General features: G+C 64.8%; 21 protein-coding genes. 9 read left to right on the top strand and 12 right to left on the bottom strand.

Annotated features, from left to right (window positions below):
- Positions 1 to 114: 114 nt before the first annotated feature.
- Positions 115 to 534 carry a DUF5997 family protein gene (locus JDV75_RS01580; RefSeq protein ID WP_198737497.1) on the bottom strand — a complete coding sequence of 140 codons (420 nt, stop codon included), beginning with the start codon at positions 532 to 534 and terminating at the stop codon, positions 115 to 117.
- Between the two features lie 23 nt (positions 535 to 557).
- Here JDV75_RS01580 and JDV75_RS01575 point away from each other — a divergent pair, with 23 nt between their 5' ends.
- The 3 genes from JDV75_RS01575 (at position 558) to JDV75_RS01565 (ending at position 2857) form a co-directional block, all read left to right on the top strand.
- Complete coding sequence (locus tag JDV75_RS01575) at positions 558 to 1268, top strand: type 2 periplasmic-binding domain-containing protein (protein WP_198737496.1); 711 nt, start codon at positions 558 to 560, stop codon at positions 1266 to 1268.
- Between the two features lie 151 nt (positions 1269 to 1419).
- Positions 1420 to 2130: an LGFP repeat-containing protein gene (locus JDV75_RS01570; RefSeq protein WP_198737495.1), complete on the top strand. Its 711-nt coding sequence runs from the start codon at positions 1420 to 1422 to the stop codon at positions 2128 to 2130.
- Between the two features lie 196 nt (positions 2131 to 2326).
- Positions 2327 to 2857 carry a GNAT family N-acetyltransferase gene (locus tag JDV75_RS01565; protein ID WP_198737494.1) on the top strand — a complete coding sequence of 177 codons (531 nt, stop codon included), beginning with the start codon at positions 2327 to 2329 and terminating at the stop codon, positions 2855 to 2857.
- A gap of 100 nt (positions 2858 to 2957) precedes the next feature.
- Here the strand turns inward: JDV75_RS01565 and JDV75_RS01560 are convergent, their stop codons facing one another.
- The 4 genes from JDV75_RS01560 to glpX form a co-directional block, all read right to left on the bottom strand.
- Positions 2958 to 4514: an MDR family MFS transporter gene (locus JDV75_RS01560; protein WP_255520494.1), complete on the bottom strand. Its 1557-nt coding sequence runs from the start codon at positions 4512 to 4514 to the stop codon at positions 2958 to 2960.
- Between the two features lie 8 nt (positions 4515 to 4522).
- Entirely contained in the window at positions 4523 to 5203 is a 681-nt protein-coding gene (locus JDV75_RS01555; RefSeq protein WP_198737493.1) for a TetR family transcriptional regulator, read from the bottom strand.
- Positions 5204 to 5398: 195 nt separating this feature from the next.
- Positions 5399 to 6805: a class II fumarate hydratase gene (locus JDV75_RS01550; RefSeq protein ID WP_198737492.1), complete on the bottom strand. Its 1407-nt coding sequence runs from the start codon at positions 6803 to 6805 to the stop codon at positions 5399 to 5401.
- 348 nt (positions 6806 to 7153) lie between these two features.
- Positions 7154 to 8155, bottom strand: a complete 1002-nt coding sequence (gene glpX / locus JDV75_RS01545; protein ID WP_198737491.1) for a class II fructose-bisphosphatase — start codon at positions 8153 to 8155, stop codon at positions 7154 to 7156.
- Positions 8156 to 8538: 383 nt separating this feature from the next.
- On the opposite strand from glpX, the gene JDV75_RS01540 reads away from it, so the two are divergent.
- Positions 8539 to 9105, top strand: coding sequence for a DUF4245 family protein (locus tag JDV75_RS01540; protein ID WP_198737490.1), 567 nt, complete (start codon positions 8539 to 8541; stop codon positions 9103 to 9105).
- 24 nt (positions 9106 to 9129) lie between these two features.
- On the opposite strand, the gene JDV75_RS01535 is transcribed toward JDV75_RS01540, so the two are convergent.
- Both JDV75_RS01535 and xseA read right to left on the bottom strand, forming a co-directional pair.
- Complete coding sequence (locus tag JDV75_RS01535; RefSeq protein WP_198737489.1) at positions 9130 to 9411, bottom strand: exodeoxyribonuclease VII small subunit; 282 nt, start codon at positions 9409 to 9411, stop codon at positions 9130 to 9132.
- Between the two features lie 40 nt (positions 9412 to 9451).
- Complete coding sequence (xseA, locus tag JDV75_RS01530) at positions 9452 to 10690, bottom strand: exodeoxyribonuclease VII large subunit (protein ID WP_198737488.1); 1239 nt, start codon at positions 10688 to 10690, stop codon at positions 9452 to 9454.
- Positions 10691 to 10807: 117 nt separating this feature from the next.
- Between xseA and JDV75_RS01525 the strand changes: the two genes are divergently transcribed.
- Positions 10808 to 11779 carry a 4-hydroxy-3-methylbut-2-enyl diphosphate reductase gene (locus JDV75_RS01525; protein ID WP_198737487.1) on the top strand — a complete coding sequence of 324 codons (972 nt, stop codon included), beginning with the start codon at positions 10808 to 10810 and terminating at the stop codon, positions 11777 to 11779.
- 554 nt (positions 11780 to 12333) lie between these two features.
- On the opposite strand, the gene JDV75_RS01520 is transcribed toward JDV75_RS01525, so the two are convergent.
- The 5 genes from JDV75_RS01520 to JDV75_RS01500 form a co-directional block, all read right to left on the bottom strand.
- Complete coding sequence (locus JDV75_RS01520; RefSeq protein ID WP_198737486.1) at positions 12334 to 13500, bottom strand: DUF6542 domain-containing protein; 1167 nt, start codon at positions 13498 to 13500, stop codon at positions 12334 to 12336.
- 72 nt (positions 13501 to 13572) lie between these two features.
- The gene (locus tag JDV75_RS01515; RefSeq protein ID WP_198737485.1) at positions 13573 to 14742 is read right to left on the bottom strand and encodes a DNA recombination protein RmuC; all 1170 of its coding nucleotides are present in this window, start codon (positions 14740 to 14742) and stop codon (positions 13573 to 13575) included.
- Between the two features lie 37 nt (positions 14743 to 14779).
- Positions 14780 to 16270, bottom strand: coding sequence for an AI-2E family transporter (locus JDV75_RS01510; protein ID WP_472843700.1), 1491 nt, complete (start codon positions 16268 to 16270; stop codon positions 14780 to 14782).
- A 167-nt stretch (positions 16271 to 16437) separates the two neighbouring features.
- Positions 16438 to 16629 (bottom strand): methionine/alanine import NSS transporter subunit MetS, encoded by a 192-nt coding sequence (gene metS / locus JDV75_RS01505; protein ID WP_198735548.1) that lies wholly within the window; start codon positions 16627 to 16629, stop codon positions 16438 to 16440.
- Positions 16626 to 18254, bottom strand: a complete 1629-nt coding sequence (locus JDV75_RS01500) for a sodium-dependent transporter (protein WP_198737483.1) — start codon at positions 18252 to 18254, stop codon at positions 16626 to 16628. The genes metS and JDV75_RS01500 overlap by 4 nt, the downstream gene beginning before the upstream one ends.
- A gap of 332 nt (positions 18255 to 18586) precedes the next feature.
- Between JDV75_RS01500 and ychF the strand changes: the two genes are divergently transcribed.
- Genes ychF through JDV75_RS01480 form a run of 4 tightly spaced genes read left to right on the top strand, consistent with a single transcriptional unit; the run spans position 18587 to position 25723 of the window.
- On the top strand, positions 18587 to 19684 hold the full coding sequence (ychF, locus tag JDV75_RS01495) for a redox-regulated ATPase YchF (protein ID WP_198737482.1): 1098 nt from the start codon (positions 18587 to 18589) through the stop codon (positions 19682 to 19684).
- Complete coding sequence (locus JDV75_RS01490) at positions 19681 to 21636, top strand: DNA methyltransferase (protein WP_198737481.1); 1956 nt, start codon at positions 19681 to 19683, stop codon at positions 21634 to 21636. The genes ychF and JDV75_RS01490 overlap by 4 nt, the downstream gene beginning before the upstream one ends.
- Complete coding sequence (locus JDV75_RS01485) at positions 21636 to 24611, top strand: type III restriction-modification system endonuclease (protein ID WP_198737480.1); 2976 nt, start codon at positions 21636 to 21638, stop codon at positions 24609 to 24611. The genes JDV75_RS01490 and JDV75_RS01485 overlap by 1 nt, the downstream gene beginning before the upstream one ends.
- A gap of 14 nt (positions 24612 to 24625) precedes the next feature.
- Complete coding sequence (locus JDV75_RS01480) at positions 24626 to 25723, top strand: DUF3644 domain-containing protein (RefSeq protein WP_198737479.1); 1098 nt, start codon at positions 24626 to 24628, stop codon at positions 25721 to 25723.
- Positions 25724 to 25741: the final 18 nt, after the last annotated feature.

Below are 25741 nucleotides of genomic sequence, written 5' to 3'. Positions count from 1 at the left end.
CTAATGGGGGACTGTCAGATATTCTGTTCCCTCCGCTGGGGATTCTTCGTCCGCTTCCCGTGTATTCATCGCTCCGTCACCCTTTTCAGCCCCGGAATGGGGGCTGATGGGGCGCTATCCCTCGTCCGGGGTGTCACCGGTTTCCGCGGAGTCCCCGGCGGCGGCTTCGCGGGCGGCTGCGGCCGCCCGCTCCTCGGCGAGTGTGGTCCGGGCCTTCCGCAGCCATTCCGGTTGATCGGCGAGAAGATCCTTGATCTCCGCGGTCGTCAGCGGCCGGTCCATGTCGTTGCGCTTGAGCGCCGCGACGGTGATCCCCAGTTTCCGGGCGACCTCGGGACGGGGATGGGGGCCGGTGGCGCGCAGCTCGGTCAGCCACTGCGGGGGATTCTGCTGCAGTTCGACGAACTCCGCGTGGGTCAGCGCATTGCGCTGGAACTCCTCCGGTGCCGCGGGCAGGTAGATACCCAGTTTCTTGGCGGCGGTGAGCGGTTTCATCGCGGTACTTGAAGGCGGACGTACTTCAGACTCTGTCATTGCTTCACGGTAACATTCCCGGTATGAAACCCCGTAGCTCCGAGCCCGCCCTGTCCATCGGTTTCGTCACGGGTACGGCGCCGGGGAAGTGGTTCGACAGGTTCGGGGAACGGACCGGTCACGGGGAACCGGTGGCCGGGGAAAGTGTCGATCCGATGGCGGAGCTCATCGACGGTCGGGTGGACCTGGCCCTCGTCCGGCTCCCGGATCCCCGGATCGACGACACGTACCACCTCGTGCGCCTCTACGAGGAGGAGCCCGGGATCGCGGTCCCCAAGGACAGTGAACTCACTCTCGCCGACACGCTCGGCGTGGACGACATCTCGGACCAGACGGTCTTCTACCGCCCGGATGTCGACGGCTCCGTCGACATCCGGGCGGTGGGGGAGGCTGTGGACATCGTCGCGACGGGTGTGGGTGCCGTCCTTGCCCCGCGTCCGCTGCTGAGGCGACTCGGTTCCCGCCGTACCGAGAACCGCGGGTACCGCGACGGACGGCCGACGACGATCGCTCTCGTGTGGCGGGTGGTCGATGACTGTGACATGATCCAGGACTTCGTCGGCATCGCCAGGGGGCGGACGGAGGCCAGCTCACGAACCGCTCAACCGAAGCGGAGTGCGTCGGAGAAGGCGGCGGCGAAGAAAGCGCGCCGGACCGCCTCCGGGGACGCCTCACGGCGTAAGCCCGTGGGCCGCGGCGGGGCCGGTGCGGCACGCCGCCGCCGACGCAAGTGAACGGTGTTCCCAGGTCAGGCGAACCTAAAAGGTATTATCACAGTGTTGTGTCGGGAGGGTGACGGTCATGTATCAGGATTGGCATCATTCTCTCAGCGGTGTCATAGTAGATGATGCACTGACCAACTACATGCTTAGGATTTGATTCTCAATGACCAAGAAGACCCGTACCCGTATTCTCGCCGGTGTCGCCGCACTGGGCATCTCTTTCAGCGCCGTGGCCTGCTCGCAGGAGGCCAAGGAAGACCTGGACTCCGCAACCGACAAGGTCTCTGAGGCCGCCGGCGACGCCGGTGACGCGGTCAAGGAAGGCGCAGAGGACGCCAAGGACGCCGCGAAGGATGCGGCGACCGACGTCAAGGAGGCTGCCAAGGATGCGGCCGATGACGTCAAGGACGCGACCAAGGACGGCGCCGACAAGGCCAAGGATGCGGCCGATGACGCCAAGGACGGCGCGAAGGACGCGATGAACGACGCCGAGCACAAGACCGACGTCACCGACGCCGCAGGCAAGGAGGTCGCCGTCCCGACCCCGATCGTCGAGATGTACGAGTCCATGGGGGGCACCGCCGGTCACCTCGGCAAGCTGACCGATCTCGAGGAGAAGGACGGCCGTTACCTCGCCGCCTTCAACGAGGGCCACTACATCGCCTACTCCAAGGACACCGGTGCGCAGCGCCTGAACGGCAAGATCGCCGAGACCTGGATGTCCGAGGGTGGCCTCGAGTCCGAGCTCGGTATGCCCACCGCGTACGAGGTCGAGCGCCAGGACGGCAACGGCTGGACCCAGAACTTCGAGCACGGTGACATCATCTGGTCGCAGACCGACGGCACCTGGGGCCCCACGGTCGAGAAGAACTAGTTCGGACCCCGGACACCCAGTTCCTCGTCTGATCGGGAAGTGAGTGTCGGATGAGAGAATCCCCGGCGGCTGCCGGGGATTCTTTCGTTTCGGTACACCGGGATTCCGGTCCGGGAGCAGCTGAATTGACACCGGTCAGAAACTCCGGCGAATTCTCAGGTTGCCGTGTGGGTTCCCGCACAATATTCTTCGGGTCATGTCTGAACGCGACTTCATCATCCGACCGCTGACCGAGGACGACTACGACCAGGTCCGGCACATCTACGAACGTGGGCTCGACACCGGTCACGCCAGCTATGAACGGCACGCGTTGACATGGGAGGAATTCAACGGCCGCAAGATCATGGAATGTGCTTTCGTGGCTGTCGAACGGTCCGACAATGAGACGGTCCTGGGGTGGGTCTCCGCGGCACCGATCTCGCAGCGCGAGGTCTTCCACGGGGTCGTCGAGGACTCGATCTACATCGACCCGAGGGCACAGGGGCGTGGGGTGGCCGGCGCTCTGCTGGATACCCTCATCGAAAAATGCATCGAGCTGGAGAAGTGGGCCATCCACTCGTGGATCTTCCCGGAGAACACTGGCTCGACGAAGCTCCACCAGTCCCGGGGCTTCGAGAAGGCGGGAACACTGAGCCACCTCGCGAAGATGCCCTACGGTGAGCTCGCCGGACAGTGGCGCGACACCATCATCTGGGAGAAGCTCCTCCCCAAGCCCGAAGCCGTCTGAGTTTTTCCGTTCTTTTCCGCCGCGCGCACCGACATGGACGGCTTCCCGGTGAGGGAGGCCGTCCACGTCGTTTTCTCGGGGCTCCGGCGTGGCGTGACCGTCAGGCGACGGTCTCCTTCAGCTGTTCCTCGTGGACGAAGAACAGAACCACCGCGGAGAGTACGGCGAGGGGCGCGAGCAGCGCGAACACCGGGGTGAGCGCATCACTGTAGGCGGCGTCGATGGCGACACGGACCGGGTCGGGCAGCGACTGCACCAGGCCCGGGGTCAGGTTGGCGCCGTGTTCCGAGATCTTCGCACCGGTCTCCGCAGCCTCCTCGCCGAGTTGAGACAGTGCGGCCGGGAGGCGGTCGGTGAGCAGACCGGAGAGGTTGCTCACGAAGATTCCACCGACCAGGGCGGAACCGGCGGCCCCGCCGATCTGCCGGAAGAAGTTGTTCGCCGCGGTCGCGGTCCCGACCACCGCGACGGGGAACGAGTTCTGGACTATGAGGACGAGGATCTGCATCGCACAGCCGAGGCCGAATCCGAGCACGAACAGGTACCCTCCGACCTCGAGGAACGGGGATTCATAGGAGAGGCCGGACAACAACCACAGTGCGAGTCCGGTGACCGCCATTCCGACGACCGGATAGATCCGGTATCTGCCGGTCCGGGTGACCAGCGCGCCGACGACGATCGACGTGCCCATCAGGCCGATCATCATCGGCACCATCATGAGGCCGGCCTCGGTCGGACTCATGGAGTGGACCATTTGCAGATAGGTCGGCATGTACGCCAGTGAGCCGAACATGAAGATCCCCGCGATGAGGCCGGCGGCGGTCGTCAGCCGGAAATTGTGGTTGCTGAACAGCCACATCGGGACCAGTGGATCCCGGGCCCTCCGCTCCACGATGATGAAGAGAACGGAGAACACCACGGCGGAGGTGATCAATCCGAGGATCACCGGCGAGGTCCACTCGTGTTCCCTGCCTCCCCAGGTGACGGTGAGGATGAAACTCGTCGTGGCCAGTGCCATCGTCGCCATCCCCGCCCAGTCGAGCCTCCCACCCTGCGCATGGTTCGGCAGTGTGAGGAACAGTGCGATACCGAGGAGTGTCAGGGCGCCCATCGGGATGTTCAACCAGAGGCCCCACCGCCAGCCGGGGCCGTCGGTGAACCAACCACCGAGCACGGGACCGAGTACGGATGACAATCCGAACACCGATCCCATGATCCCCATGTACTTTCCCCGTCGCCTGGCGGAGACGACGTCGGCGGTGATCGCCTGGGAGAGGATCATGAGTCCACCACCGGCGACCCCCTGAATCGCCCGGGCCAGGATGAGGACGTCCATCGAGTCCGCGAAGCCACCCAGTGCGGAGCCCGCCATGAAGAGGCAGACCGCGAACATGAAGAGGTGCTTCCGGCCGAACTGATCGCCCAGTTTCCCGAAGATCGGCAGTGAGATCGTCTGGCCGAGGAGGAATGCGGTGATGACCCAGGTCATGTGTTCGACCCCGCCCAGTTCACCGACGATCGTCGGGAGTGCCGCGGAGAAGATCATCTGGCCGAGGGAACTCATCAGCATGGCCAGGATCAGTGCGGTGAAGATCAGTGGTAGTCGGGGTTGTTCCGACGGGGTGGGGGACGCTACCTCGGGCGGGGTGGTGGTCAGAGGCCGGCTCACGCCTCCTCATCTCCCTTCGCTAGTAGTCGGGTCATGTCCTCGAGCGCATCGGCGCACCGGGTTCGCAGGCCGTCCGCCGACGGATCGGATCCCTCCATCCACAGGTGGAATCCGAGTCGGATCGCGGTGGTGGCGACGGCGACGACGGTCATCGCCTCGGTTCGGGGTTCGGTCGCCGGGAGCCTTCGTTCGGCGGGCCATGCCTCGAGGTAGGCGGTGACGGTGTCGATCAGGCTCTCGTGGATGTCCGGATATCTGGCGGTCCGTTGGAGGGAGAGCTTGGGTTCCGCCCGGCAGATCTGCCTCCGTCGGCGCAGCAGCTCGCCGGTGTCGACCGTGCACGGTGTGGCCAGGTCGCCGGCACAGGGCCGGAAGAGGTTGCTCATCCGGAACGCGCACCGCATCACCGCGTGGAAGAGATCCGGATGACGGTCCCAGACGAAATCGGCTATCTCATCCTCGGTCAGGGGTCGGGGGTGTTCCCCGATGACGGCGGTTTCCTTGGAGTCGACGTAGTTGAAGAACGTGCGTCTTGAGATACCCGCGGCCGAACAGATGTCCTCGACGGTGACAGCGTCGAATCCGTGCTCGAGGACGAGCCGCGTCGCGTGATCGTCTATCGCCGCTCGTGTCGCCAGCCGCTTCGCCTCGCGCAGCGGGAGATTGTCGTTGGTCATACATCTGACCATACGCCCAAAAAGTGCACCGGGTGTAAAAATACACTGAGTGAAATCAGGTCGCGCGCGGCGGGTTCGTGACACCGACCACTATCCGGCGGAGAGTCCCGCGGAAACACGCGAAACCCCCGCAGCGCGAGAACGGCTGCGGGGGTCGGGATCCCACACGGACGGATGGGATGGAGCTGCGGGAAACTACTTCGCGTCGCGGTCCGTGTTGCACATCGCGAGCACGTCGAGGCGCTTGTCCAGCTCTTCCTCGGTGAGCTTGTCGCCGTCGACGAAGCCGAGATCGATCACCGTCTGGCGGATGGTCTTGCCTTCCTTCAGTGCCGTCTTCGCGACCTTCGCGGCGTTCTCGTAGCCGATGGCCGAGTTGAGGGGGGTCACGATGGACGGGGAGGACTCTGCCAGCGTCTTCATGCGCTCCTCGTTCGGCTCGATGCCGTCGACGAGCCGCTCCGCGAACACACGCGAGGTGTTGGCCAGCAGGCGTGCGGACTCAAGGACGTTACGGGCCATGACCGGGATGAACACGTTCAGCTCGAACGCGCCCTGCGAGCCGCCGAAGGCGACCGCGGCATCGTTGCCGATGACCTGTGCGGCAACCTGGGTCGCGGTCTCACACAGGACCGGGTTGACCTTGCCGGGCATGATGGAGGAGCCGGGCTGCAGGTCGGGCAGGTGGATCTCACCCAGGCCGGTGAGCGGGCCGGAGCCCATCCAGCGGATGTCGTTGGCGATCTTGTTCAGGGATACGGCGATGGTGCGCATGGCACCGGAGAACTCGACCAGCGCGTCGCGGTTGGCCTGAGCCTCGAAGTGGTTCACGCACTCGCGCAGTTCCTCGACACCGGTCAGGTCCTTGAGCTCCACGGTAACCTTGGCGCCGAAGTCGGCCGGGGTGTTCAGGCCGGTGCCGACGGCGGTACCGCCGATCGGCAGCTCACCCAGGCGGGGGAGGGTGGCCTCGACCCGCTCGATACCGGCCTCGATCTGGCGGGCGTAGCCCGAGAACTCCTGGCCGAGGGTGACCGGGACGGCGTCCATCAGGTGGGTGCGGCCGGACTTGACGACGTTCTCCCACTCAGCGGCCTTCTTCGCCAGGGACTCCTGCAGGACCTTCAGACCCGGGATGAGGTCCTTGACCGCGGCCTCGGTGGCGGCGACATGCGTCGCGGTGGGGAAGGTGTCGTTCGAGGACTGGCCCATGTTGACGTGGTCGTTCGGGTGGACCTCGACCCCGTTTCGCCCGGCGATGGAGGCGATGACCTCATTGGTGTTCATGTTGGACGAGGTGCCCGAACCGGTCTGGAAGACGTCGATGGGGAACTCGTCGTCGTGCTTGCCGTCGGCGATCTCCTTCGCGGCGGCGATGATGGCGTTGGCCTTCTCCTCGTCGAGCAGGCCACGGTCGAGATTCACGCGGGCGCAGGCCGCCTTAAGCAGACCCATCGCGCGGATCTGCGCGGACTCCAGGCCGCGGCCGGAGATCGGGAAGTTCTCGACCGCACGCTGGGTCTGGGCACGCCACAGGGCCTTCGCCGGTACCTTGACCTCGCCCATGGTGTCATGTTCGATGCGGAATTCCTGCTCAGTCATGAATAACCAACCTCTTCATTGTGTGTGTGGATGTCGCACCGCGGAGGTGTCCGGGAGACGCGGAAGGGCGACCCGGACGTAGTGCGGTGCAGCTGGTCCAAGTATGGCGGAAAACCCCCGGGTCCGTCAGGTCCCCGTCACCCTGAACGGTGTCGTGTGAAGCAGATCGCAGGGCAGGGCGGCGGTCGGCGGTTGCGTGTGCACACATTCGGGGGTGACAGTCGGGAGGTGGCTTCCCCTCGATCGTGTTTGTGTTCCTCCCGAAATGCGGTGAGGGCGCCCGCCCCGGTGACCGGGACTGACGCCCTCAGGCGGCCCGGGTCATGCGGCCCCGGGCACCGGAACGATCTAGGAGCCGTAGTCGACGACCGAGTACTCCTGGAGCTTCGCGAGCTGGTGCACCGACTCGATGTGGCGAACCGTGCCGGAACGGGAGCGCATGACCAGGGAACGCGTCGTCGCGGAGGACGCGCGGTAGGTAACGCCCCGCAGCATGTCGCCCTTGGTCACACCGGTCGCGACGAAGTAGCAGTTGTCCGAGCGGACGAGATCGTCGGTGAACAGCACCCGGTCGAGATCATGGCCGGCGTCGAGTGCACGCTGGCGCTCCTCGTCGCTGGTGGGGTGGAGCTTGCCCTGGATCTCGCCGCCCATGCACTTCATCGCGCACGCGGTGATGATGCCCTCCGGGGTGCCGCCGATACCCATCATCAGGTCCACCGAGTTGGTGGTCTGTGCGGCCGCGACCGCGCCTGCGACGTCACCGTCGCGGATGAGGCGGATCTTCGCGCCGGCCTCGCGGATGTCCGCGATCAGCGAACGGTGACGCGGACGGTCCAGTACGACGACGGTCACGTCGTGCACCGGGATTCCCTTGCCCTTCGCGACGGCCTTGATGTTGTACTCGACGGGGGCGAGGATGTCGATCTTGCCTGCCGACTCCGGGCCGCACGCGATCTTGTCCATGTAGAAGACCGCGGACGGGTCGTACATCGAACCACGCTCCGCTGCGGCGAGCACGGAGATGGCGTTCGGCCGGCCTTCCGCCATCAGCGTCGTACCATCGACCGGGTCGACGGCGATGTCGACGTCGGCGCCTTCACCGGTACCGACCTCCTCGCCGTTGAACAGCATGGGGGCTTCGTCCTTCTCACCCTCACCGATGACGATGACACCACGCATGTTGACGGAGTTGATGAGCTTTCGCATCGCATCGACTGCAGCGCCGTCGCCCTCGTTCTTCTTTCCTCGTCCAACCCACCTGCCGGATGCCAGTGCGCCTGCCTCGGTGACGCGGACGAGTTCCATCGCGAGGTTGCGGTCGGGACGCTCGGGTTTCTCGATGCTCATGATGTCAGTGCCTCCTGTAAGGCGCTCATGTGCGGCCCCGCCCCTCAACCGTGCCCCGGGAGACACCCGGCACAGCAGGCGGGACGGAATATGACCGCTTGTTTTGTAGTCGTAGGTCATGTGTCTGTCAGCTGCGGGCGCGCAGCCATGTTCCTCCAGGAGGCGCACCCGGCGCATCCCCGCACGAGCCACGTGTGCGGTACTGCGGCCGGGTCTGTCCGTGCGTCCGCTGTCTCCCATTCTTGCACTTTCTGGGCACCGTGGGGGGCAACCTGTGCGGTCCCGATGTCTGTTTCACCCCCGTACCGAGGTATCCGGCCCCGCCTGATCCCACCGTCAACCGGTCGGGAACCCGCGGGGAAGGTTCTGACATACTGGTGTCCGTGGCCGAAAACAAACCCCGTATCTTCCAGGACAGCAGGGACATGGTCATGTCTCTGCTGGTCATCGTCGTCATCATGGCGCTCGTCGTCACGTTCACCGGCATGTGTTCCCTCCGCAAGGATCCCGTGGAGAACGGACCTGTCCGCGAGGTTGACGCGCAGAGTTTCCTCGACCTCCAGGCCCGCGCCGTGACCTTCCCGGTCAGACTGCCCGACAGTCCGGAGGGCTGGGTGGCCAACTCCGCCCGCCGACACCCGGTCAACAACACGCCCGCCCCCCTCATCGGCTGGGTCACCGCGGAGCGGGGGTATCTCCAGCTCCTGCAGACGGATCAGCCTGCGGAAGACGCCGTGGAGCAGATGGACGCCCATCCCCGCGAAGTCAACGGAACCCGTGAGGTGGACGGTCGGGAGTTCACTGTCTGGACGCCCTTCGAGGACACCGCCGACACCGTCTGGACGACCACCCTGAGCGATGTCACCCTCGTGTTCGCGGGAACCGCCGATGAACAGGAATTCAATCAGCTGATCCACAACACCCTGGCCGCCGAGCCGATCCGGAACTGACCCGGAGCGAACCGGAAGTCGGTGTCAATCGGAGTCCGGGACGTCCTCCGCCGGCAGGTCCCCGTCGTCGGATCGCAGGATGGCCTCGACCCGGTTCCGGGCACCGTCGAGATGCTCCTCGCAGCGTTTGGCGAGTGCCTCACCCCGCTCCCAGAACTTAAGGGACTCGTCGAGCGGCATCTGTCCGTGTTCCAGGATCTTGACGATCTCGACCAGCTCATCCCGCGCGGCCTCGTAGCTGAGCTCCGAGACCGGGGGAAAGGCGTTCTCCTTCGGCCGCCCCGTACCTACTGCGTCACTGTTCACGTCGTCTCTCTCCTGTATCGGTCTCTGGTGGTTGTTCCGGTCAGTCAGCCGGGCGGGTCGCCATGGTCGCCGCGGTGATCGCGCCGTCGGCGACCCGGATCCGCAGCTGGCTCCCGGGCGGGGTCTGGTCGATCGAGGTGACCACCTCGGGTTCGGCTCCTGCCGGTCCCACCTGCACGACAGCGTAGCCTCGGGCGAGCGTCGCAGACGGCCCCAGGGTGGACACCCTCGACCGGAGCGCCTGGATACGGGTCTCCTGCCGGTCCAGATCATGGGTCACCTGGACGCGGAGATGCCGGACGAACTGCGCGAGCTCGTCCGAACGCCGGGTGATCGGCAGCATCGGGTCGGCGAGGACGGGGCGGCTGCGCAGGTCCCGCAGTCCCTCCCACTGGCGCTGCACCCAGCCGCGCAGCGCCTGGGCGCTCCGTGCGCGCAGTTCCTGGATCAGTGCCCGCTGTTCGGCGACATCGGGGACGACCCGCTTCGCGGCGTCCGTGGGGGTGGCCGCGCGCAGATCCGCCACGTTGTCCAGCACCGGGGTGTCCGGTTCATGCCCGATCGCGCTGACCACCGGCGTAGCGGCGGCGGCGACGGCCCGCTGCAGGGATTCCTCCGAGAACGGCAGGAGATCCTCCACTGAGCCGCCCCCGCGGGCGATGATGATGACGTCGACCTCCGGATCGGCGTCGAGGGTCTCCAGCGCCCGGATGATCTCGGGGGCGGCCGTCGCACCCTGGACCGGTGTGTTGATGACCCGGAAACGAACCTCCGGCCACCGGTCCCTCGCGACCGAGAGCACGTCTCGCTCGGCGGCGGAACCCCGGCCGGTGATCAGCCCGACGCAGTTCGGCAGATACGGGAGGTGCTTCTTCCGGTCCGGGTCGAAGAGTCCCTCGGCGGCCAGGGTCCGGCGCAGCATCTCGATCCGGGCGAGCAATTCACCGATCCCCACCGGGCGGATCTCGGTCACCCACAACGAGAAACTGCCCCGCCCCGGGTAGAACGCGGGCTTGCCGTGGACGATCACGCGCTCCCCGTCGCGCAGGGGAGCCGGTGAGTTGCGGAGCAGCGACGTGTAACACGTGAGCTGCACGCTGGCGTCCGCTTCCGTGTCGCGGAGGGTGAGGTAGGACAGCTTCCAGGTCGGTTTGGCGTTGATCTGCGTGAGTTGGCCCTCCACCCAGATGTGTCCCAACCGTTCGATCCACGCCTTAACCTTGGCGTTCACCTCCCGGACGGGCCAGGGGTTGTCGGCGGAGGGAGCTGCGGGACTCACAGGCGCGCTTCTCCTATCGGGAACTCGGGATCGTGGGCGGCGGGGAACCGTGCCCTCGGCCGGTTCCGAAACCCTGATTGTAGGCGTTTAACCGGACCTTTGGTTACGCTGTAGCCCATGACGTCACCCGTTGCCACTGAAAAAAAGGTCCTGCTCGCCGCCCCGCGCGGCTACTGTGCCGGAGTCGACCGCGCGGTCGAGACCGTCGAGCGGGCCCTGGAGAAGTACGGCGCCCCGGTGTACGTGCGTAAGGAGATCGTGCACAACCGATATGTCGTGGACACCCTCGCCGAACGTGGGGCGATCTTCGTCGACGAGACCTTTCAGGTGCCGGAGGGCGCGCATCTCGTATTCTCCGCACACGGCGTCAGCCCCGCCGTGCACGCGGAGGCCAGGACACTCGACCTCAAGACGCTGGACGCCACCTGTCCGCTCGTCACCAAGGTCCACAACGAGGTGAAGCGGTTCGCGAAGCAGGGATACCAGATCCTGCTCATCGGGCACGAGGGACACGAGGAGGTCGAGGGTACCGCCGGCGAGGCCCCGGAGGTCGTCCACCTCGTCGACGGCGTCGAGGGAGTGGAGAAGCTCGACTTCGACGGCAGCGAGAAACTCATCTGGCTGTCCCAGACCACGCTCTCCGTCGACGAGACCATGACCATCGTCAACCTGCTGAAGCAGAAGTACCCCCAGCTCCAGGATCCGCCCTCCGACGACATCTGCTACGCGACCCAGAACCGCCAGGTGGCGGTCAAGGCCATCGCCGAGCAGTGCCAGCTGATGATCGTCGTCGGGTCCCAGAATTCCTCGAACTCCAAGCGCCTCGTCGAGGTCGCCCTCCAGGCCGGTACCGACGCGAGCTATCTCGTCGACTACGCCTCGCAGGTGGACACCGCGTGGTTCGAGGGGGTCAGCTGCGTCGGCGTGACCTCCGGCGCCTCCGTGCCGGAGATCCTCGTCCGCGATGTCCTCGAGCTCCTCGCAGAGCACGGCTACTCGAAAGTCGAGGAGGTCACCACCGCCGCGGAGAAACTGGTCTTCGCCCTTCCCCGTGACCTGCGTCCGAAGGACTCCGTCGGGCGTCGCTGACCGGCATAGGCACCGACCGGGTCGTTTGCCCGGTATCGCGGGCGTCGTCACACGGGTAGCGATGCGGGGTACGGCGGTCAGCGTGAAACCCGGATCAGGGAACCCAGCTAGAAAAACTCGCCCGGTCAGTCGGATACACCGTCCCCGTCGGGGCCTGCGCGCAGGTCGGTCAAGCGCCGCATCGACGGGGTCTGTCCCGGTCTCCGGATGATGATGGTGCTCTCGCCCGTCCTGTGGTTGCCGTAGCGAAGGGGAATGCGGGAACGCACCGCGTCTCCGCACACCGTCGCAGACCCACCGGTTCAACGGCGACAACGGAGACCCCGGATTCCCTCCGGCAGGAATTCGTTTCGGGTTGCACCGGCCGACGTGGTGGTCCCGGACGCCGATTTCGAGTTGGCCGATCCACTGAACCCCCCGAACTGCCTGGACTCCGAAGGCGACGGGGAGAGGGGATTGAAGTCGGCTGGCCGGACTGCTGCGGTCGAGCGGTCGCGGTTCCCCGGTGGCAACAGGGTGAGGGGCTGAATGGTCGCTGATCGGTCCAGTGCGACTCAGCTGTAGAGATCGTCGTCCAACCATCGCGGACGCCGCTTCGGTGGTGTCTGCGGCGCCCGGGACTTCTCATCCGGTTCCGGGGAGCGGCTCGCAGCCTGGTCCGGACGGGTGTGGCGGGCTGCGGGAGCTTCAGGGCCCCGGTCGTTTCCGATGAGATGATGATCCCTACGGGGGCGCTGCGGTCGTGCCACAGGGCGCTGGCGGGGGCCACGCGGGAACTCCGAGTAGTCCTCCCGCTGCCGCTGCTCCCGGGGATCCTGTACCCGGCGACGGGCCGGTTCCCCGACGGAATAGCGTTCATCCGGACGTGCCCGGCGGGCTTCATGGCCCGGGTCCTTGCGCGTGCCGGGCCTGCCGCTGCCGGCCTCGTGCTGCCCGGGACTAACGACACGTCGTGGACGTGGTGTATTGCCCCGGTCGTCCGCGGGCACCCGCGGTTGGGCCGGTCTGCGGGAACCCTCGCCGGGCCGCTGGGTCGGGCGCTGTCCACCACTGCGGCGGGAGTCCCCGGAATCCGGACGCACCCGACGGCGCCGCGCGGACTCCTCCTCCATGGTCTTCCGACGGAGCTCCGCGACGGTCGGGCGAGTGTCCCCCTCGACCTTCTCCCGGCGGGCCCGGGAACTGACACTGCGCGCCCTGGATGTGGTCGCGATGTTGCGGTGTTCCGCGTCGGTGATCTGCCTGCGGGCCTGTCGGTGGGTGCGTTCGGCGATGATCTGCAGCTGACGCACCCGGGTGAAGCGCAGCACGGCGATCAGGATGCAACCGACGGTGGTCGCCGCGAGGATCGGGAAATGCTGGGCCAGCGGATATATGGCCGTGGCGATACCTGTCGCGGAAAACGCGTCACTGCCCTCCGCGGCGGTGGAGCGGGCTATCGTCCAGGCGGCGACGGGCGTGGCGATTCCGAACATCAACGGCATGGCGGCGGTGGTCAGCCAGAGACCCCGTGGAACCACGAACAGGGTGCATCCGAGGGCCGCCGCGGAGAAGATGCCGAGATAGGCACCGCCGATCTGCTGCTGATTGATGCTGATGAACGTACCCAGCGCCAGCGCCAGGATCATGATGACGGGGCAGCACCACGTCGGAATTCCGGCGCGCCGGACCGGGGGGCCGGGGCGTCGGGAACTCGACCGATTCTGGGGCTGCTGGGGCACGGGACGCTATGTTACCGACTCCGGCGCTGAATTTCGGTACCGTCACCCCGTGGCGAGGCCGTATCTGGTCCGTCAGGCCCCTCCTGTTTCGCTCTCCGGGACACCGGAATCCTCCATCGGAATGATCCTCCGGCCCCTGCCCGTCGCGGGACGTGGTGGCGTGGGACGGGTGTTCCCCGTGGGACCGGCGTCCATCTCGCTCAGTGTGCGGGCGGTGACCATCACCCGGGATTCCAGTGAACCCAGCGTCGAGTTGTAGGCGTCCACGGCGCGGTCCAGCGCCGCACCCACCTTGTTGTAGTGCTCCGCCATGGTGTTCAGCCGGGAGTACAGCTGCCGCCCGAGCCGGTGGATCGTGGCCGCCTGCTCATTCACCGCTTCCTGCTGCCAGCCGAGTCCCACCGTGCGCAGGAGCGCCACCAGCGTCGTCGGGGTCGCGAGAATGATGTTCCGGGAGAAGGCGTGCTCGAGGAGTTCGGGGTCCGTGGTCAACGCGGCGTCGAGGAAGGGGTCCGCCGGGACGAAGAGCACGGTGAACTCGGGTGTCCGGTCGAACGCCGCGGAGTAGTTCTTGGAGGACAACTGATTGACGTGGCTGCGCAGCTGGTGCGCGTGGCGGCGGAGGTGGGCCGCGTGTTCCTCCGGGTCCTCGGTGTCCAGCGCATCCAGATACGCGGAGAAGGGGACCTTGGAGTCCACGATGATCGTCCGGCCCCCGGACAGGCGCACCACGAGATCGGGCCGCAGCGTGCCCTCCGTGCCGCGTGCGGATACCTGGGTGTCGAAGTCGCAGTACCGCACCATGCCGGCCATCTCCACGACCCGCTCCAGTTGCATCTCGCCCCACCGGCCCCGGACCTGGGGTGCGCGCAGCGCCGTGACGAGTTTGCCCGTCCGGTCCGACAGCATCGTCGATGTCCTCGTCATCGACTGCACCTGACTGCTCAGTGCGGCGTAGGCCTCGACCCGCTCCTGCTCCAGGGCACGGACCTGCTGACTCAGCTGCACCACCGCCTGCTGCAGTGGTGCGAGGGATGTGCTGACCCTGCCGGTGAGCTGTTCGGCTGCTGCAGAGGTGCGCTCGGCGGTGTCCGCCCGGAGTTGTGCGGAGGCGAGCTCCGCCAGTCGCTCGATGTCGGTCGCGGTCGCCCTGGAACTCTGCCCGCGGGCGAGCCAACCGAGTGCCGCTCCGAGGGCGATGCCCAGAGCGAGGGCGAGGAAGAAGGTGGTGGTCGGACTCATGGCCACCACTGTGCCATCCGCCCCGGACACGGAGGCGTCAGTGACGCGGCGTGTCGAAAAGGTGTACGAATCTCGAGGTGAGGTCCTGGAAACGGGTTCGGGAGGTTGCGGGGGCAGGGGAGGCGCTGACGTCGGTCTCCCCGCCAGCGGTGCGGAGGCCACCGTGCCCGTCACCGGCAGAGCGTCGCGCCGCCCGCATCCGGCGTCCCGCCTCCTCGCCGTGGCGGGCTGTCAGCGACCCGGCGACGGTGGCGAAGACGATCTGGTCCGCGGTCTTCTCGCCCGCGCGCAACGCGACCATGTCCGAGAGGTACCGGAAGAGCACGGCGACCATGGCGGCCGTCGGCACCGCGAGGAACGCCCCGATGATGCCGAACAGGCCACCGCCGACGGTCACGGAGACCAGCACGATCACCGGGTGCAGGTTCATCGCCTTCGACTGGAGCCAGGGGGAGAGGACGTAGCCCTCGAACTGCTGGACCGCGATCACGAGTATCAGCACCAGGACCGCTTCGGTCATTCCCAGGGACACGAACGCGATGAGCACCGCCAGTGCGCCCGCGACGACGGCACCGACGATGGGGATGAATCCGGCGATGAAGGTGAGCACCGCGAGCACGAGCGCCATCGGGACCCCGATCAGCACGAGCCCGAGACCGATGAACAGGGCGTCCATCATCGCCACGACCGCCTGTGCACGGATGAAGCCCGACAGAGTGTTCCAGGAACGGGTCAGAAGTTCGGTCAGGTGCCAGCCGATCCTCGGGCCCGTGACCTCCCGCAGCCAGGGCAGGAAACGGTCCCCATCCTTGAGGAAGAAGAACGTCAGCACGAGGACGATACCGAGCATGATGAGGATCGTCGAGGCCACCCCGAGTCCGGCGAAGATCTCGCCGGCGATCGTCGAGGCCTGCTTCTGCATCCACGTCGCCCCCTCGGCGAGCCAGTCACCCAGATCGTTGCCCCGGAACTGGACCGGTGGATCCTGCAGCCACAGCTGGACGCGCTGGACCCCCTCGAACGCCTGGTAGTAGAGGGCCTGCGACTGCCGTGCGACGCTCGGGGCCATGAGTGCGATCACCCCGCTGAACAGTGCGAGGGTCCCGAGAATCGTGACGATCGCGGCGAGCGCACCGGGCACGCCGTGTCGTCGGAGCCAGTGGGCGGGCTGGTAGAGAACGGAGGAGACGATCAGTGCGAGGACGACCGGCAGAACACCCTGCCAGACCTTCAGCAGAACGAACCCGACCATGTAGGTCGCGGCGGAGACGATCAGCAGACGGAGACACCACGCCGCGAACTCGCGCAGCCCTTCGGCGATGATCACCGACCGGTCGATGGGGGCGTCGGGCTGGAATTCCTCGAACGTCCGGGAGGCCTCGTCGGCCAGGATTTCCGGCCCGCGTAGGGGTTCGTTGGCTGTCGTCGGGTGCGGCGATGCTGCCGAGTCGAAGGACCCGGGCAGCGTCGAGCTGTCTCCGAGCCTGCTGCCGGAGACGCGGTCGGATGAATCGCGGGCGTCGGTCACAGTCCCCATACTGCCCTAAATCACCGTGAGCCTGAACACGGTGCCCCGATGGTGGGTCGCGGAGGTGCTGACCGGGTGTATCCGTGGCTCGAGTGGGCGAACGGAAAACCCCGCCCCGGGCCGTGAAGCACGGCCCGGGGCGGGGTTTCGGTCCGGGGTCGGACCGTCTAGTCGGTGTTGCGGGCCGGGGGACCGGCCTTCTCCTGCTCGATCAGGACGTCGTCCGTCGCGAGGTGCGAGTCGCCGAGGATCCCGGAGGAATCATCGGGGTGCTTGCGCAGGGCGAGGATGCTGACCAGGAGGCCGCCCCAGATGACCACCATGAACAGGATCATCATCATGATTGCGATGCCACTCATTTGCGGGCTCCTAACTGTTCGACCGCGAAGCCGGCGTGCCGCGGGCGCTGCGGATCGTATTTCTGCGGGGTGGTGATCTCGAGCTGCAGGTCGGGGTCGACGCCGAAGTCGGAGCCGGGGGGACCGACCAGGGCGATGTTGCCGCGCCACGGGACGAGGCTCATGACGACCGCTGCGACGAGGATCAACCCGACGACGCCCCAGCCCCAGATGTTGATCTGGAGGTCGGTGTACCCGCCGTAGTTCTCCTGGACGAGGCTGATGAGCTCCTGGAGGAGGGTGTAACCGAGAACGATCGTGGTGATGTTCACGACGCAGATCCGCCACAGGTTGCCGACCCGGAAGCTGGACACCGCGTTGAGGTGCAGCGCCATCTCGTCCGCGCGACGCAGAACCCAGTCGAGGATGATGATGGCGATCAGCGCGATGCCGACGATGCCGATGTTGTTGACGAACTTGTCCATGATGTCGAGCGTCGCGAGACCGGAGGTCGTGGCGAACAGTGTCAGGGAGATCAGGGTCATGACGACACCGACACCGAGAGCCGTGGCCTTGCGCGGCAGGTTGAGCTTGTCCTTGACCGCGGAGACGACGACCTCGAGGAGGGAGAACAGTGAAGTGAAGCCGGCGACCGTCAGGCAGCCGAAGAACATGACACCGAAGACCGGTCCCAGGGGCATCTGGTTGATGATCGTCGGGAAGGCGATGAACGCCAGACCGATGCCGGAGGTGGCGACCTCGTCCACGGCGACGTTCTGCTGCACGGCCATGTAGCCGAGGGCGGAGAAGACACCGATGCCGGCGAGCACTTCGAAGGAGGAGTTCGCGAACGCGGTCACCAGGCCGGTGCCGGTCAGGTTGGTGCGCGGCTTGAGGTAGGAGGAGTACGTCAGCATGATGCCGAAGCAGATCGACAGGGAGAAGAAGATCTGGCCGTACGCGGCGACCCACACGCCCGGATCGCTCAGCGCGGCCCAGTTCGGGGTGAAGAAGGCGTCGAGGCCCTCAGCCGCCCCCTCCAGGGTGACGGAGTAACCGACCACGAGGATGAACAGCACCGTCAGGATCGGCATGAACACCTTGGAGATGCGTCCGATGCCCTCGTCCACGCCCATCGCGAGAACGATGATCGCCAGGACCCACACGAACGCCAGCGCGAGGGCGATCTGCGGGACGATGTCCATCGAGATCATCTGGGTGCTGTCGAACTTGAGGAAGTCCTCGAAGAAGTAGGTGTTGGGATCGCTGCCCCACGCCGTGTTGAAGGACTTCAGGGTGTAGAGCGCCGCCCAGCCGATGATGGCCGCGTAGTAGATCGTGATGATGAAACAGACGCCGACCTGCACCCAACCGACCGGCTCGGCCCACGTCCGCAGGCGACGGTAGGCGAGGGGAGCGGAGCCACGGAACCGGTGTCCCATGGCGTAATCGAGGAAGAGGAGGGGGATACCCGCGGTGATCAGAGCCACCATGTAGGGGATCAGGAATGCGCCGCCGCCATTTTCATAGGCGACGTAGGGGAAGCGCCAAATATTACCCAGGCCCACGGCGGAACCGATCGCCGCCAGCAGGAACGCTATGCGGGTGGAGAATACTTCGCGACCTTGAGAAGTGTCAGCAGCCATTGCCGGCCTTTCGAATCAAGTCGGATGAGGAGATGCCGCGGCGATCGGTGGGCGTCGGGGTGGTGACTGGGATCACGGCCGCGGTCAGGTGTCCGGCGCAGGTGTCGGTGGCAGGGGTGGCGCCACGCCAACTACCTTCAGCGCGTTCTACGGGTTTTCTTAACCTCGCATGACTCTAGCAGCTCATTTCACTGCATGGAACAAGATGCCCGGCGGGTGGGAACGTGGGTGGTTCCCTGGGGAGCGCATCGCGACACATCGCCACCAGTGTGCGCGGCGGTCGTTCCGCCGGTGTCCGGCCCGGAGGACGGGGATTGATAGGATGTGCGACTGTGAGCCTTACTCTTGGAATCGTCGGACTGCCCAACGTCGGCAAGTCAACCCTGTTCAACGCACTGACCCGCAACGATGTGCTGGCGGCGAACTACCCGTTCGCCACCATCGAGCCCAACGTCGGGCTGGTCGAACTGCCGGACGCGCGCCTGAAGCGTCTCGCGGAGATCTTCGGATCCGAGCGCATCCTGCCCGCGACCGTGTCCTTCGTCGACATCGCGGGCATCGTCAAGGGTGCGTCCCAGGGTGAGGGCATGGGCAACAAGTTCCTGGCCAACATCCGCGAATCCGACGCCATCTGCCAGGTCGTCCGCGTATTCAGCGACGATGACGTCATCCACGTCGACGGACGCGTCGACCCCGTCAGCGACATGGCGGTCATCGAGTCCGAACTCATCCTCGCGGACCTGGAGACCATAGAGAAGGCCATACCGCGCCTGGAGAAGGAGGCCCGCAAGGACAAGTCCAAGGCCGCCGAGGTCGAGGCTGTCAAGAAGGCGCAGACGATCCTCGAGGACGACCGCACCCTGTTCAAGGCCAAGGACGAGATCGACCTCGGAACGCTGCGCGAACTCCACCTGTTGACCGCGAAGCCGTTCCTCTACGTCTTCAACGCCGACGAGACCGTCCTCACCGACGATGACCGCAAGCAGGAACTCCGCGACCTCGTCGCACCCGCCGACTGCGTGTTCCTCGACGCCAAGACCGAGACCGAGCTCCTCGAGCTCGACGAGGAGGAAGCCGCCGAGCTTCTTGAATCCGTCGGCCAGCACGAGCCGGGCCTGCACTCCCTCGCCCGCGCCGGCTTCGACACCCTCGGCCTGCAGACCTACCTCACCGCAGGCCCCAAGGAATCCCGCGCCTGGACGATCCACAAGGGCGACACCGCCCCCCAGGCCGCCGGTGTGATCCACTCCGACTTCGAACGCGGCTTCATCAAGGCCGAGATCGTCGCCTTCACCGACCTCGACGAAGCCGGCTCCATGGCGGAAGCCAAGGCCCGCGGCAAGGTCCGCCAGGAGGGCAAGGACTACGTCATGGCCGACGGCGACGTGGTCGAGTTCCGCACAGGACTTACGTCTGGAGGTAAGAAGTGATCAGGGAGTCCCATGAGGCCAATGAGACGACGAGGCCGAACGACTTCGAGCTGGCGCGGCTCCGGACAGCGTTGCCCGAGTACTTCGACAAGGACGGCGACTTCATGCTCGACCGCCTGCAGGACGCGTTGAGCGATGCCGACGTGTCGATGACGCGCGAAGGCTACGAGCTGAAGTTCCTCGGGAAGTCGTACGCCAAGTACCTGACCTCGACGCGGACCGAGACGGTCATGGTCCCTGACCTCAAGCACAATTCGGAGGCGGCGAACGCTGAGTCGGAGAACCTGTACATTGTCGGGGACAATCTCGATGCGCTCAAGCATCTGTCGGGGTCCTACGCGGGCCAGGTCAACTGCATCTACATCGATCCGCCGTACAATACGGGTTCCGATGGGTTCGTCTACGTCGACGACTTCGGCTTCACGGTGAAGGACCTGGTCGGAAAGGTGGGTCTTGGCGAGGACGAGGCCGAGAGAGTGATGGCCCTTCAAGGCAAGTCGTCGCACTCGGCGTGGCTTACCTTCATGTATCCGCGGCTCCAACTTGCGAAGGAACTCCTCGCCGACGACGGCGTCATCTTTGTCAGTATTGACGACAACGAGCAGGCGAACCTCAAGGCGCTGTGCGACGAGGTGTTCGGCGAACAGAACTTCGTCGCGACCTTTGCGTGGAGGACCGATGGGAACCTGGACAATCAGGCGACGGTCAAGATTAACCACGAGTACGTGCACATGTACGCGAAGCGGGCATCGGACATGATTATCGCCGGGGTCAAGGACCTGAACCTCCCCGACGAAAGCAAGCTGTTCAACGCCGAGATTCGCAACTCGGTCGTCAAGAATGGGCCCAAGAATCCTGTCTCCGAGATCGTCCTAGAACCTGGTTTCCCCGCAGGCTTCGAGGCTGGGATAATCCCCGCGAGGACGGACAAGTTCCCGAACTACGACGTGGACTTGGTTGTCGAGGGAGGGAAGCTCATGAACCGCGTGGTCGCGCGGACCGGCTGGGCCAACGGTGCCTTGCTGCGGAGCTTCATTGCTGGCGAGTACGCCTCGGTCGTCGACTCCAAGGGGCAGGACACGACCTTCGAACTCACGACCACTGGCGCCATCGACAACGTCAAGATTCGGCGCGCGGACCAACAGCACATCCTGACCGTGCTCATGAATCTCGGAACTGTCGAGACGGCAGGAAATGCGCTCGCCGAGATGGGGTGTCCCTTTCCGTACCCGAAGCCCGTCCCGCTGATCAAGTACTTGGTGTCGTTTGCACCCAATGACGCGCTCGTTCTCGACTTCTTCTCAGGATCGGCGACGACCGCCCACGCGGTGATGGAGTTGAACGCCGAGGATACGGGCACGCGTCGTTACATCGCCGTCCAGTGGCCGGAGAAGGTAAGGCCCGGCAGCAAGGCAGCGTCGGCTGGATTCAGCACCATCGACCAACTGGGCCGGACGCGGATTCAGGCGTCGGCGCAACAGGTTCGGCAGCAGACTAACGCTGCGATCGACGATGGCTTTCGGCTCTTCCGGGTGGAGAGGCCGAGCGCGCGGACGCTCGATCAGCTTCAGTCCTTCGATCCAAATGAGGACGGCGTAATGCTTGCTGGTGATTTCGTGTCCAAGTTCGCTTCAAGTGGGGCGCCGGGAGATCAGGTCGCGCTTTCTACTTGGCTCGTTCAGGACGGTTTCGGTCTGACGCCTGAGGTGAGTGACGTGGAGCTCGATGACTACAAGCTGCAGGTCTGTGAGGACTCCGGCTACGTCATCAAGCCTGGACTTGATAGCGATGGCGTAATGGCACTCGTGGCCAAGCTCGAAGCTGGCGAGCTCGATCTGAAGCGTCTCGTCGTCTTCGGGTACTCTGTGCCGTTCTCGGTCATGCACGAGTTGAAGCAGAACCTTAAGTCGCTCCGTTCGGGCCAGTCAGTCTCCGTGATTGAGCGGTACTGATGCAGATCCGACTTCAAACACTGGAGCACCAGCAGCGTGCACTGAATGCGCTGACTCGCATCTTCAAGGACGTGCAGCTCGACGCCAGCACACCGCCCGAGGCGAACATCGTGTTCGATCCCGCTGATCCGCAGATTCGCGAGAACATCAATGCGATCCAGTCGGGCGTCGTGGACGGGATCGCTGCGATCCCTCGTCCCTGGCGGAGCCATGTCGACGACGGCGTTCTCGGCGTTGACGCCAAGATGGAGACCGGCACCGGCAAGACACTGGCCTACACGCAGCTCATGTACGAGTTGAACCGGCTCTACGGCTTCACGAAGTTCATCCTTCTCGTGCCCTCGACACCAATCAAGGAGGGTACGAAGGCGTTCATCCGGTCAGACTACGCACGCAAGTACTTCGCCGATTCGTACGGCCCGCAGGTAGAGCTGCGCCTCGACGTCCTCGACCCGCAGAAACGGTCGAAGGGGCGAAAGATGATGCCGAACTCCGTCGTCAACTTCGCACAGGGCTCCCGACTGTCGCCTGGCCGCATCTCCGCCTTGCTCATGACCGACGGCATGCTGCAGTCGAGGAAAACGATGGCGTTCGACTACGACCAGACGGTGCTCGGCACAGCCAGCGTCCCCTATGAGGCGATTCGTGAGACTCGCCCCATCGTCATCATGGACGAGCCGCACCGCTTCCGCCGCGACAACAAGGCGTATCAGACGCTCATCGACGAGATCCAGCCCTTGGCGGTCTTCCGCTTCGGTGCGACCTTCCCGGAGCTCGGCAAGACGGGGAAGACCGACTACAACAACCTGGTCTTCAACCTCGGCGCCGTCGAGGCGTTTAACGAGCAGTTGGTCAAGGGTGTCCAGGTCCAGTACCCGCGGGACAGCAGCAGCGATACAACGCGCCTCAAGCTCACGAGTCTCTCAGCGCGCAAGCCGAAGCAGGCCACGTTCCAGAACATCGGCACGGGGAAGTCGCTCACCTTCGATATAGGGGAGTCACTCGGCATCGCGGACGGCGCATTCACGGGTATTACAATCGAGGGGATCGGTAAGACCGACAACCCGACGATCAAATCCGGCCTCACTCTGTCCAACGGTCAGGTTCTGGGGACGGGCGACATCCTCTCGGCCCGGGTTTACTCGGACACCTATCAGAGCCTGATGATGCGGCAGGCACTCGACAACCACTTCGAGACCGAGTGGGAAAACTTTCGCCGCTCGTCCAGGGTCAAGACGCTCACGCTGTTCTTCATCGACTCTATCGAGTCCTATCGCGGCAGCGACGGTTCGAAGGGCCACCTCAGGCAGCGCTTCGAGGAGCTCCTCACCGCACGGCTCACCGCGGAGATCGAGAAGCGCGAGGGCGACTCCTCGCCCGTCGCGAAGGAGTACGTCGCCTACCTGCGTGCGTCGCTCGCTGACGTCGAGGCGACGAACGGCGGATACTTCTCGGCCGACAACTCGACCTCCGATGAGGCCATCCAGCGCGAGGTCAACGACATCCTCCGCAACAAGGAAGCGATGCTGTCCTTCGAGACGGCGAGCGGTGCGTCGAACACTCGCCGATTCCTCTTCTCGAAGTGGACGCTTCGTGAGGGCTGGGACAACCCGAACGTGTTCCAGATCGTCAAGCTCCGGTCATCAGGATCGGAAATCTCGAAGCTGCAGGAGGTGGGCCGTGGCCTCCGCTTGCCCGTGGATACGAAGGGCACCCGTCTCGCTGGCGAACAGTTCTATCTCACATACCTCATCGACTACACGGAGCAGAAGTTCGCCGAGTCCCTCGTCGATGAGATCAACTCTGACGTCGCCGTTGGCCCTGCCAAGGTGAAGGAGCTGCTTCCGAAGGTCGCTGAGGTGCTTGGGAAGTCGGAGACGGACCTCTTCATCGAGCTGTTGCAGCAGGGGCTCGTCGATTCGGACAAGAACGTCGTGGCGGGGCGCGAGGAAGACCTGTTCGCCGCCTATCCGGCGTTCAACAAGAACGGTCTGAAGCCTGACAAGGTCGTGAAGGACAATCAGAAGGTCAAGGTTGGCATCCGCCCCAAGCGGTACTCCGAGCTCAAGGACCTCTGGGAGACGTTGAACGCAAAGTACTATCTCCGTCTCGAAGAGCTCTCGCCGGACGAGATCGATGAGTGCATCGACGAGGTGTTGGGCGCCGATATCTATCGGAAGGAGTTCGGCCGTTTCGCGCAGGACGTCGTAGTGAGGGACGAGGAGAACTCGTCCCTGGAAGTCCGAACGGAGACGAAAGTCCGCTTCGAAGTGACCGAGACGATGCCGTACGGCGATTGGTTGAAGCGTGTCCGCGCTCAAACGGGACTACCGATCGATCGTATCCACGCGGGGCTCGTCCGACTCCACGCAAAGAAGAGCCTCCCAGCAGATTTTTTCAACAAGGCGACCCTGCACGAGTTCGTTGCCGGGTTCACGGAGTGGATGGAGAGCAACTACCTCGAACGGTTCACGTACTCCAAGATCGAGGGGCTCGTGCTCGGCACCGAGCTCACCGATGCCGACGGCGCCCCGCTCGAGAGCATCACGCAGGGCAACATCGGAGTCTTCCGCGACGACAAGGCCATCGTGCCGGACAAGTTCCTGTACGACGCGTTCGTGTACGACTCCCCGAAGGAGTCCGACACGATCCGTGACTCCAAGCTGGACGAGGTCGTCGTCTTCGGGAAGATACCGCGGCGGTCGATCAAGGTGCCCCTGTACTTCGGCGGCACGACGAGCCCGGACTTCATGTACGTGCTGAAGCGCGACGATGGCAGGCTCTCGCTCAACTTCATCATTGAGACCAAGGACGTCAAGAAGCGCTCCGACCTGCGAGAGAGCGAGAAGCTCAGGATGACGGCAGCACGACGGTTCTTCGAGTCGATGAGCTCGGAGGACATCGAGGTGACGTTCCGCGATCAGGTGCAGCGTGATGACATCGCGGCGCTGATCAAACAGGTCCTGGCAGACTGATTGGTAATGCTGGGATGGTCGCGCGAAAGACGAAGCAGTACGTCGAGACAGCCGTCGAGTCGCTGACACTTGCTATCGAGCTGTTCAACCGGCCGAGTCCGATAGGGCGCGAGCACGCGACGGTCATGATGGCTGCTCACGCTTTCGAGATGCTGTTGAAGGCCGCGATCTATGAACAGCGCAAGAAGGTCAAGTTCTCCGGTAGTGATCGTTCTTTCGACCTTGGCAAATGCGTCACCGTCGCAGAGACCTCCTTGGGCGTCATTGACGATGGCGACAGAGTCGTGCTTCACGCTCTCAAAGATGATCGGGACACCGCGACCCACGATGTCATCGTGATGAGCGAGGATGTGCTGTGGCTGCACCTGCGGTCAGCAGTGACGATCTTCCGCAAAGTGCTCCTCGGCCTCACTGGTCAGGACCTCACCGACGTGATGCCTGGGCGCGTGCTTCCGGTATCGGCAACCCCACCCACTGACGTCGGCCTCGTAGTCGGTAAGGAAGCCGAGCAGATCGCGGAGCTCCTGGGGCCCGGCAAACGGCGCAGTGCCGAGGCCAGAGCGCGCCTGTTGCCCCTCATGTCCCTCGACCGTGCAGCCCGCGGAGAGACGGAACCGCTGACAGAGGAGGAGATCAATCGCACCTTGCGGGGACTGAAGGAGGGCTCTGACTGGACGTCGGCGTTCCCTGGCGTGGTCAGCTTGCGGCTCGTCGGTTCAACACGCCCTTCGGATCAGGTCCAGGAGATCAGCCTCAGGGTCGACCCGAAGAGAGGTAAGGTGCCTGTTCGGCCGGCGCGTGAGGGCGAAGAAGCTGCCGCATACCGTGAGGTCGACACCTTCGATCGGTACTCGCTCAAGTTGAGCAAACTAGGGGAGAAGCTCGGACTGACGCAGAGCCAGGGATATGCCGTGGTTCACCACCTCGATCTCAAATCAGATCCGGCGTGCTACAGGTCCAAGACAACACCAAAAGGGAACATCACATGGCAGGGACTGAGTAATCTGGCCCTGGAACGCGCACGGAAGGCCTTAGACGACGGGTTAGACGTCGACGCTGCGGTCGTGGAATACAACGCTAGAAACGACAGGAAGGCGAAGAAGAAGCGATGAGGGCGTTGCACTGCAACA

It is taken from the genome of Corynebacterium meridianum (genome assembly GCF_016342265.1).
GTDB lineage: Bacteria > Actinomycetota > Actinomycetes > Mycobacteriales > Mycobacteriaceae > Corynebacterium > Corynebacterium meridianum.
Note: the sequence above shows the minus strand (reverse complement) of the source record. Positions and strands in the feature narration are given on the sequence as shown.

Bases quoted from the DNA above. Each gene is read 5' to 3' on its own strand.
- JDV75_RS01580 (WP_198737497.1), bottom strand. From the start codon at position 534: ATGACAGAGTCTGAAGTACGTCCGCCTTCAAGTACCGCGATGAAACCG.
- JDV75_RS01575 (WP_198737496.1), top strand. From the start codon at position 558: ATGAAACCCCGTAGCTCCGAGCCCGCCCTGTCCATCGGTTTCGTCACG.
- JDV75_RS01570 (WP_198737495.1), top strand. From the start codon at position 1,420: ATGACCAAGAAGACCCGTACCCGTATTCTCGCCGGTGTCGCCGCACTG.
- JDV75_RS01565 (WP_198737494.1), top strand. From the start codon at position 2,327: ATGTCTGAACGCGACTTCATCATCCGACCGCTGACCGAGGACGACTAC.
- JDV75_RS01555 (WP_198737493.1), bottom strand. From the start codon at position 5,203: ATGACCAACGACAATCTCCCGCTGCGCGAGGCGAAGCGGCTGGCGACA.
- JDV75_RS01550 (WP_198737492.1), bottom strand. From the start codon at position 6,805: ATGACTGAGCAGGAATTCCGCATCGAACATGACACCATGGGCGAGGTC.
- glpX (WP_198737491.1), bottom strand. From the start codon at position 8,155: ATGAGCATCGAGAAACCCGAGCGTCCCGACCGCAACCTCGCGATGGAA.
- JDV75_RS01525 (WP_198737487.1), top strand. From the start codon at position 10,808: ATGACGTCACCCGTTGCCACTGAAAAAAAGGTCCTGCTCGCCGCCCCG.
- JDV75_RS01515 (WP_198737485.1), bottom strand. From the start codon at position 14,742: ATGAGTCCGACCACCACCTTCTTCCTCGCCCTCGCTCTGGGCATCGCC.
- metS (WP_198735548.1), bottom strand. From the start codon at position 16,629: ATGAGTGGCATCGCAATCATGATGATGATCCTGTTCATGGTGGTCATC.
- JDV75_RS01500 (WP_198737483.1), bottom strand. From the start codon at position 18,254: ATGGCTGCTGACACTTCTCAAGGTCGCGAAGTATTCTCCACCCGCATA.
- JDV75_RS01485 (WP_198737480.1), top strand. From the start codon at position 21,636: ATGCAGATCCGACTTCAAACACTGGAGCACCAGCAGCGTGCACTGAAT.
- JDV75_RS01480 (WP_198737479.1), top strand. From the start codon at position 24,626: ATGGTCGCGCGAAAGACGAAGCAGTACGTCGAGACAGCCGTCGAGTCG.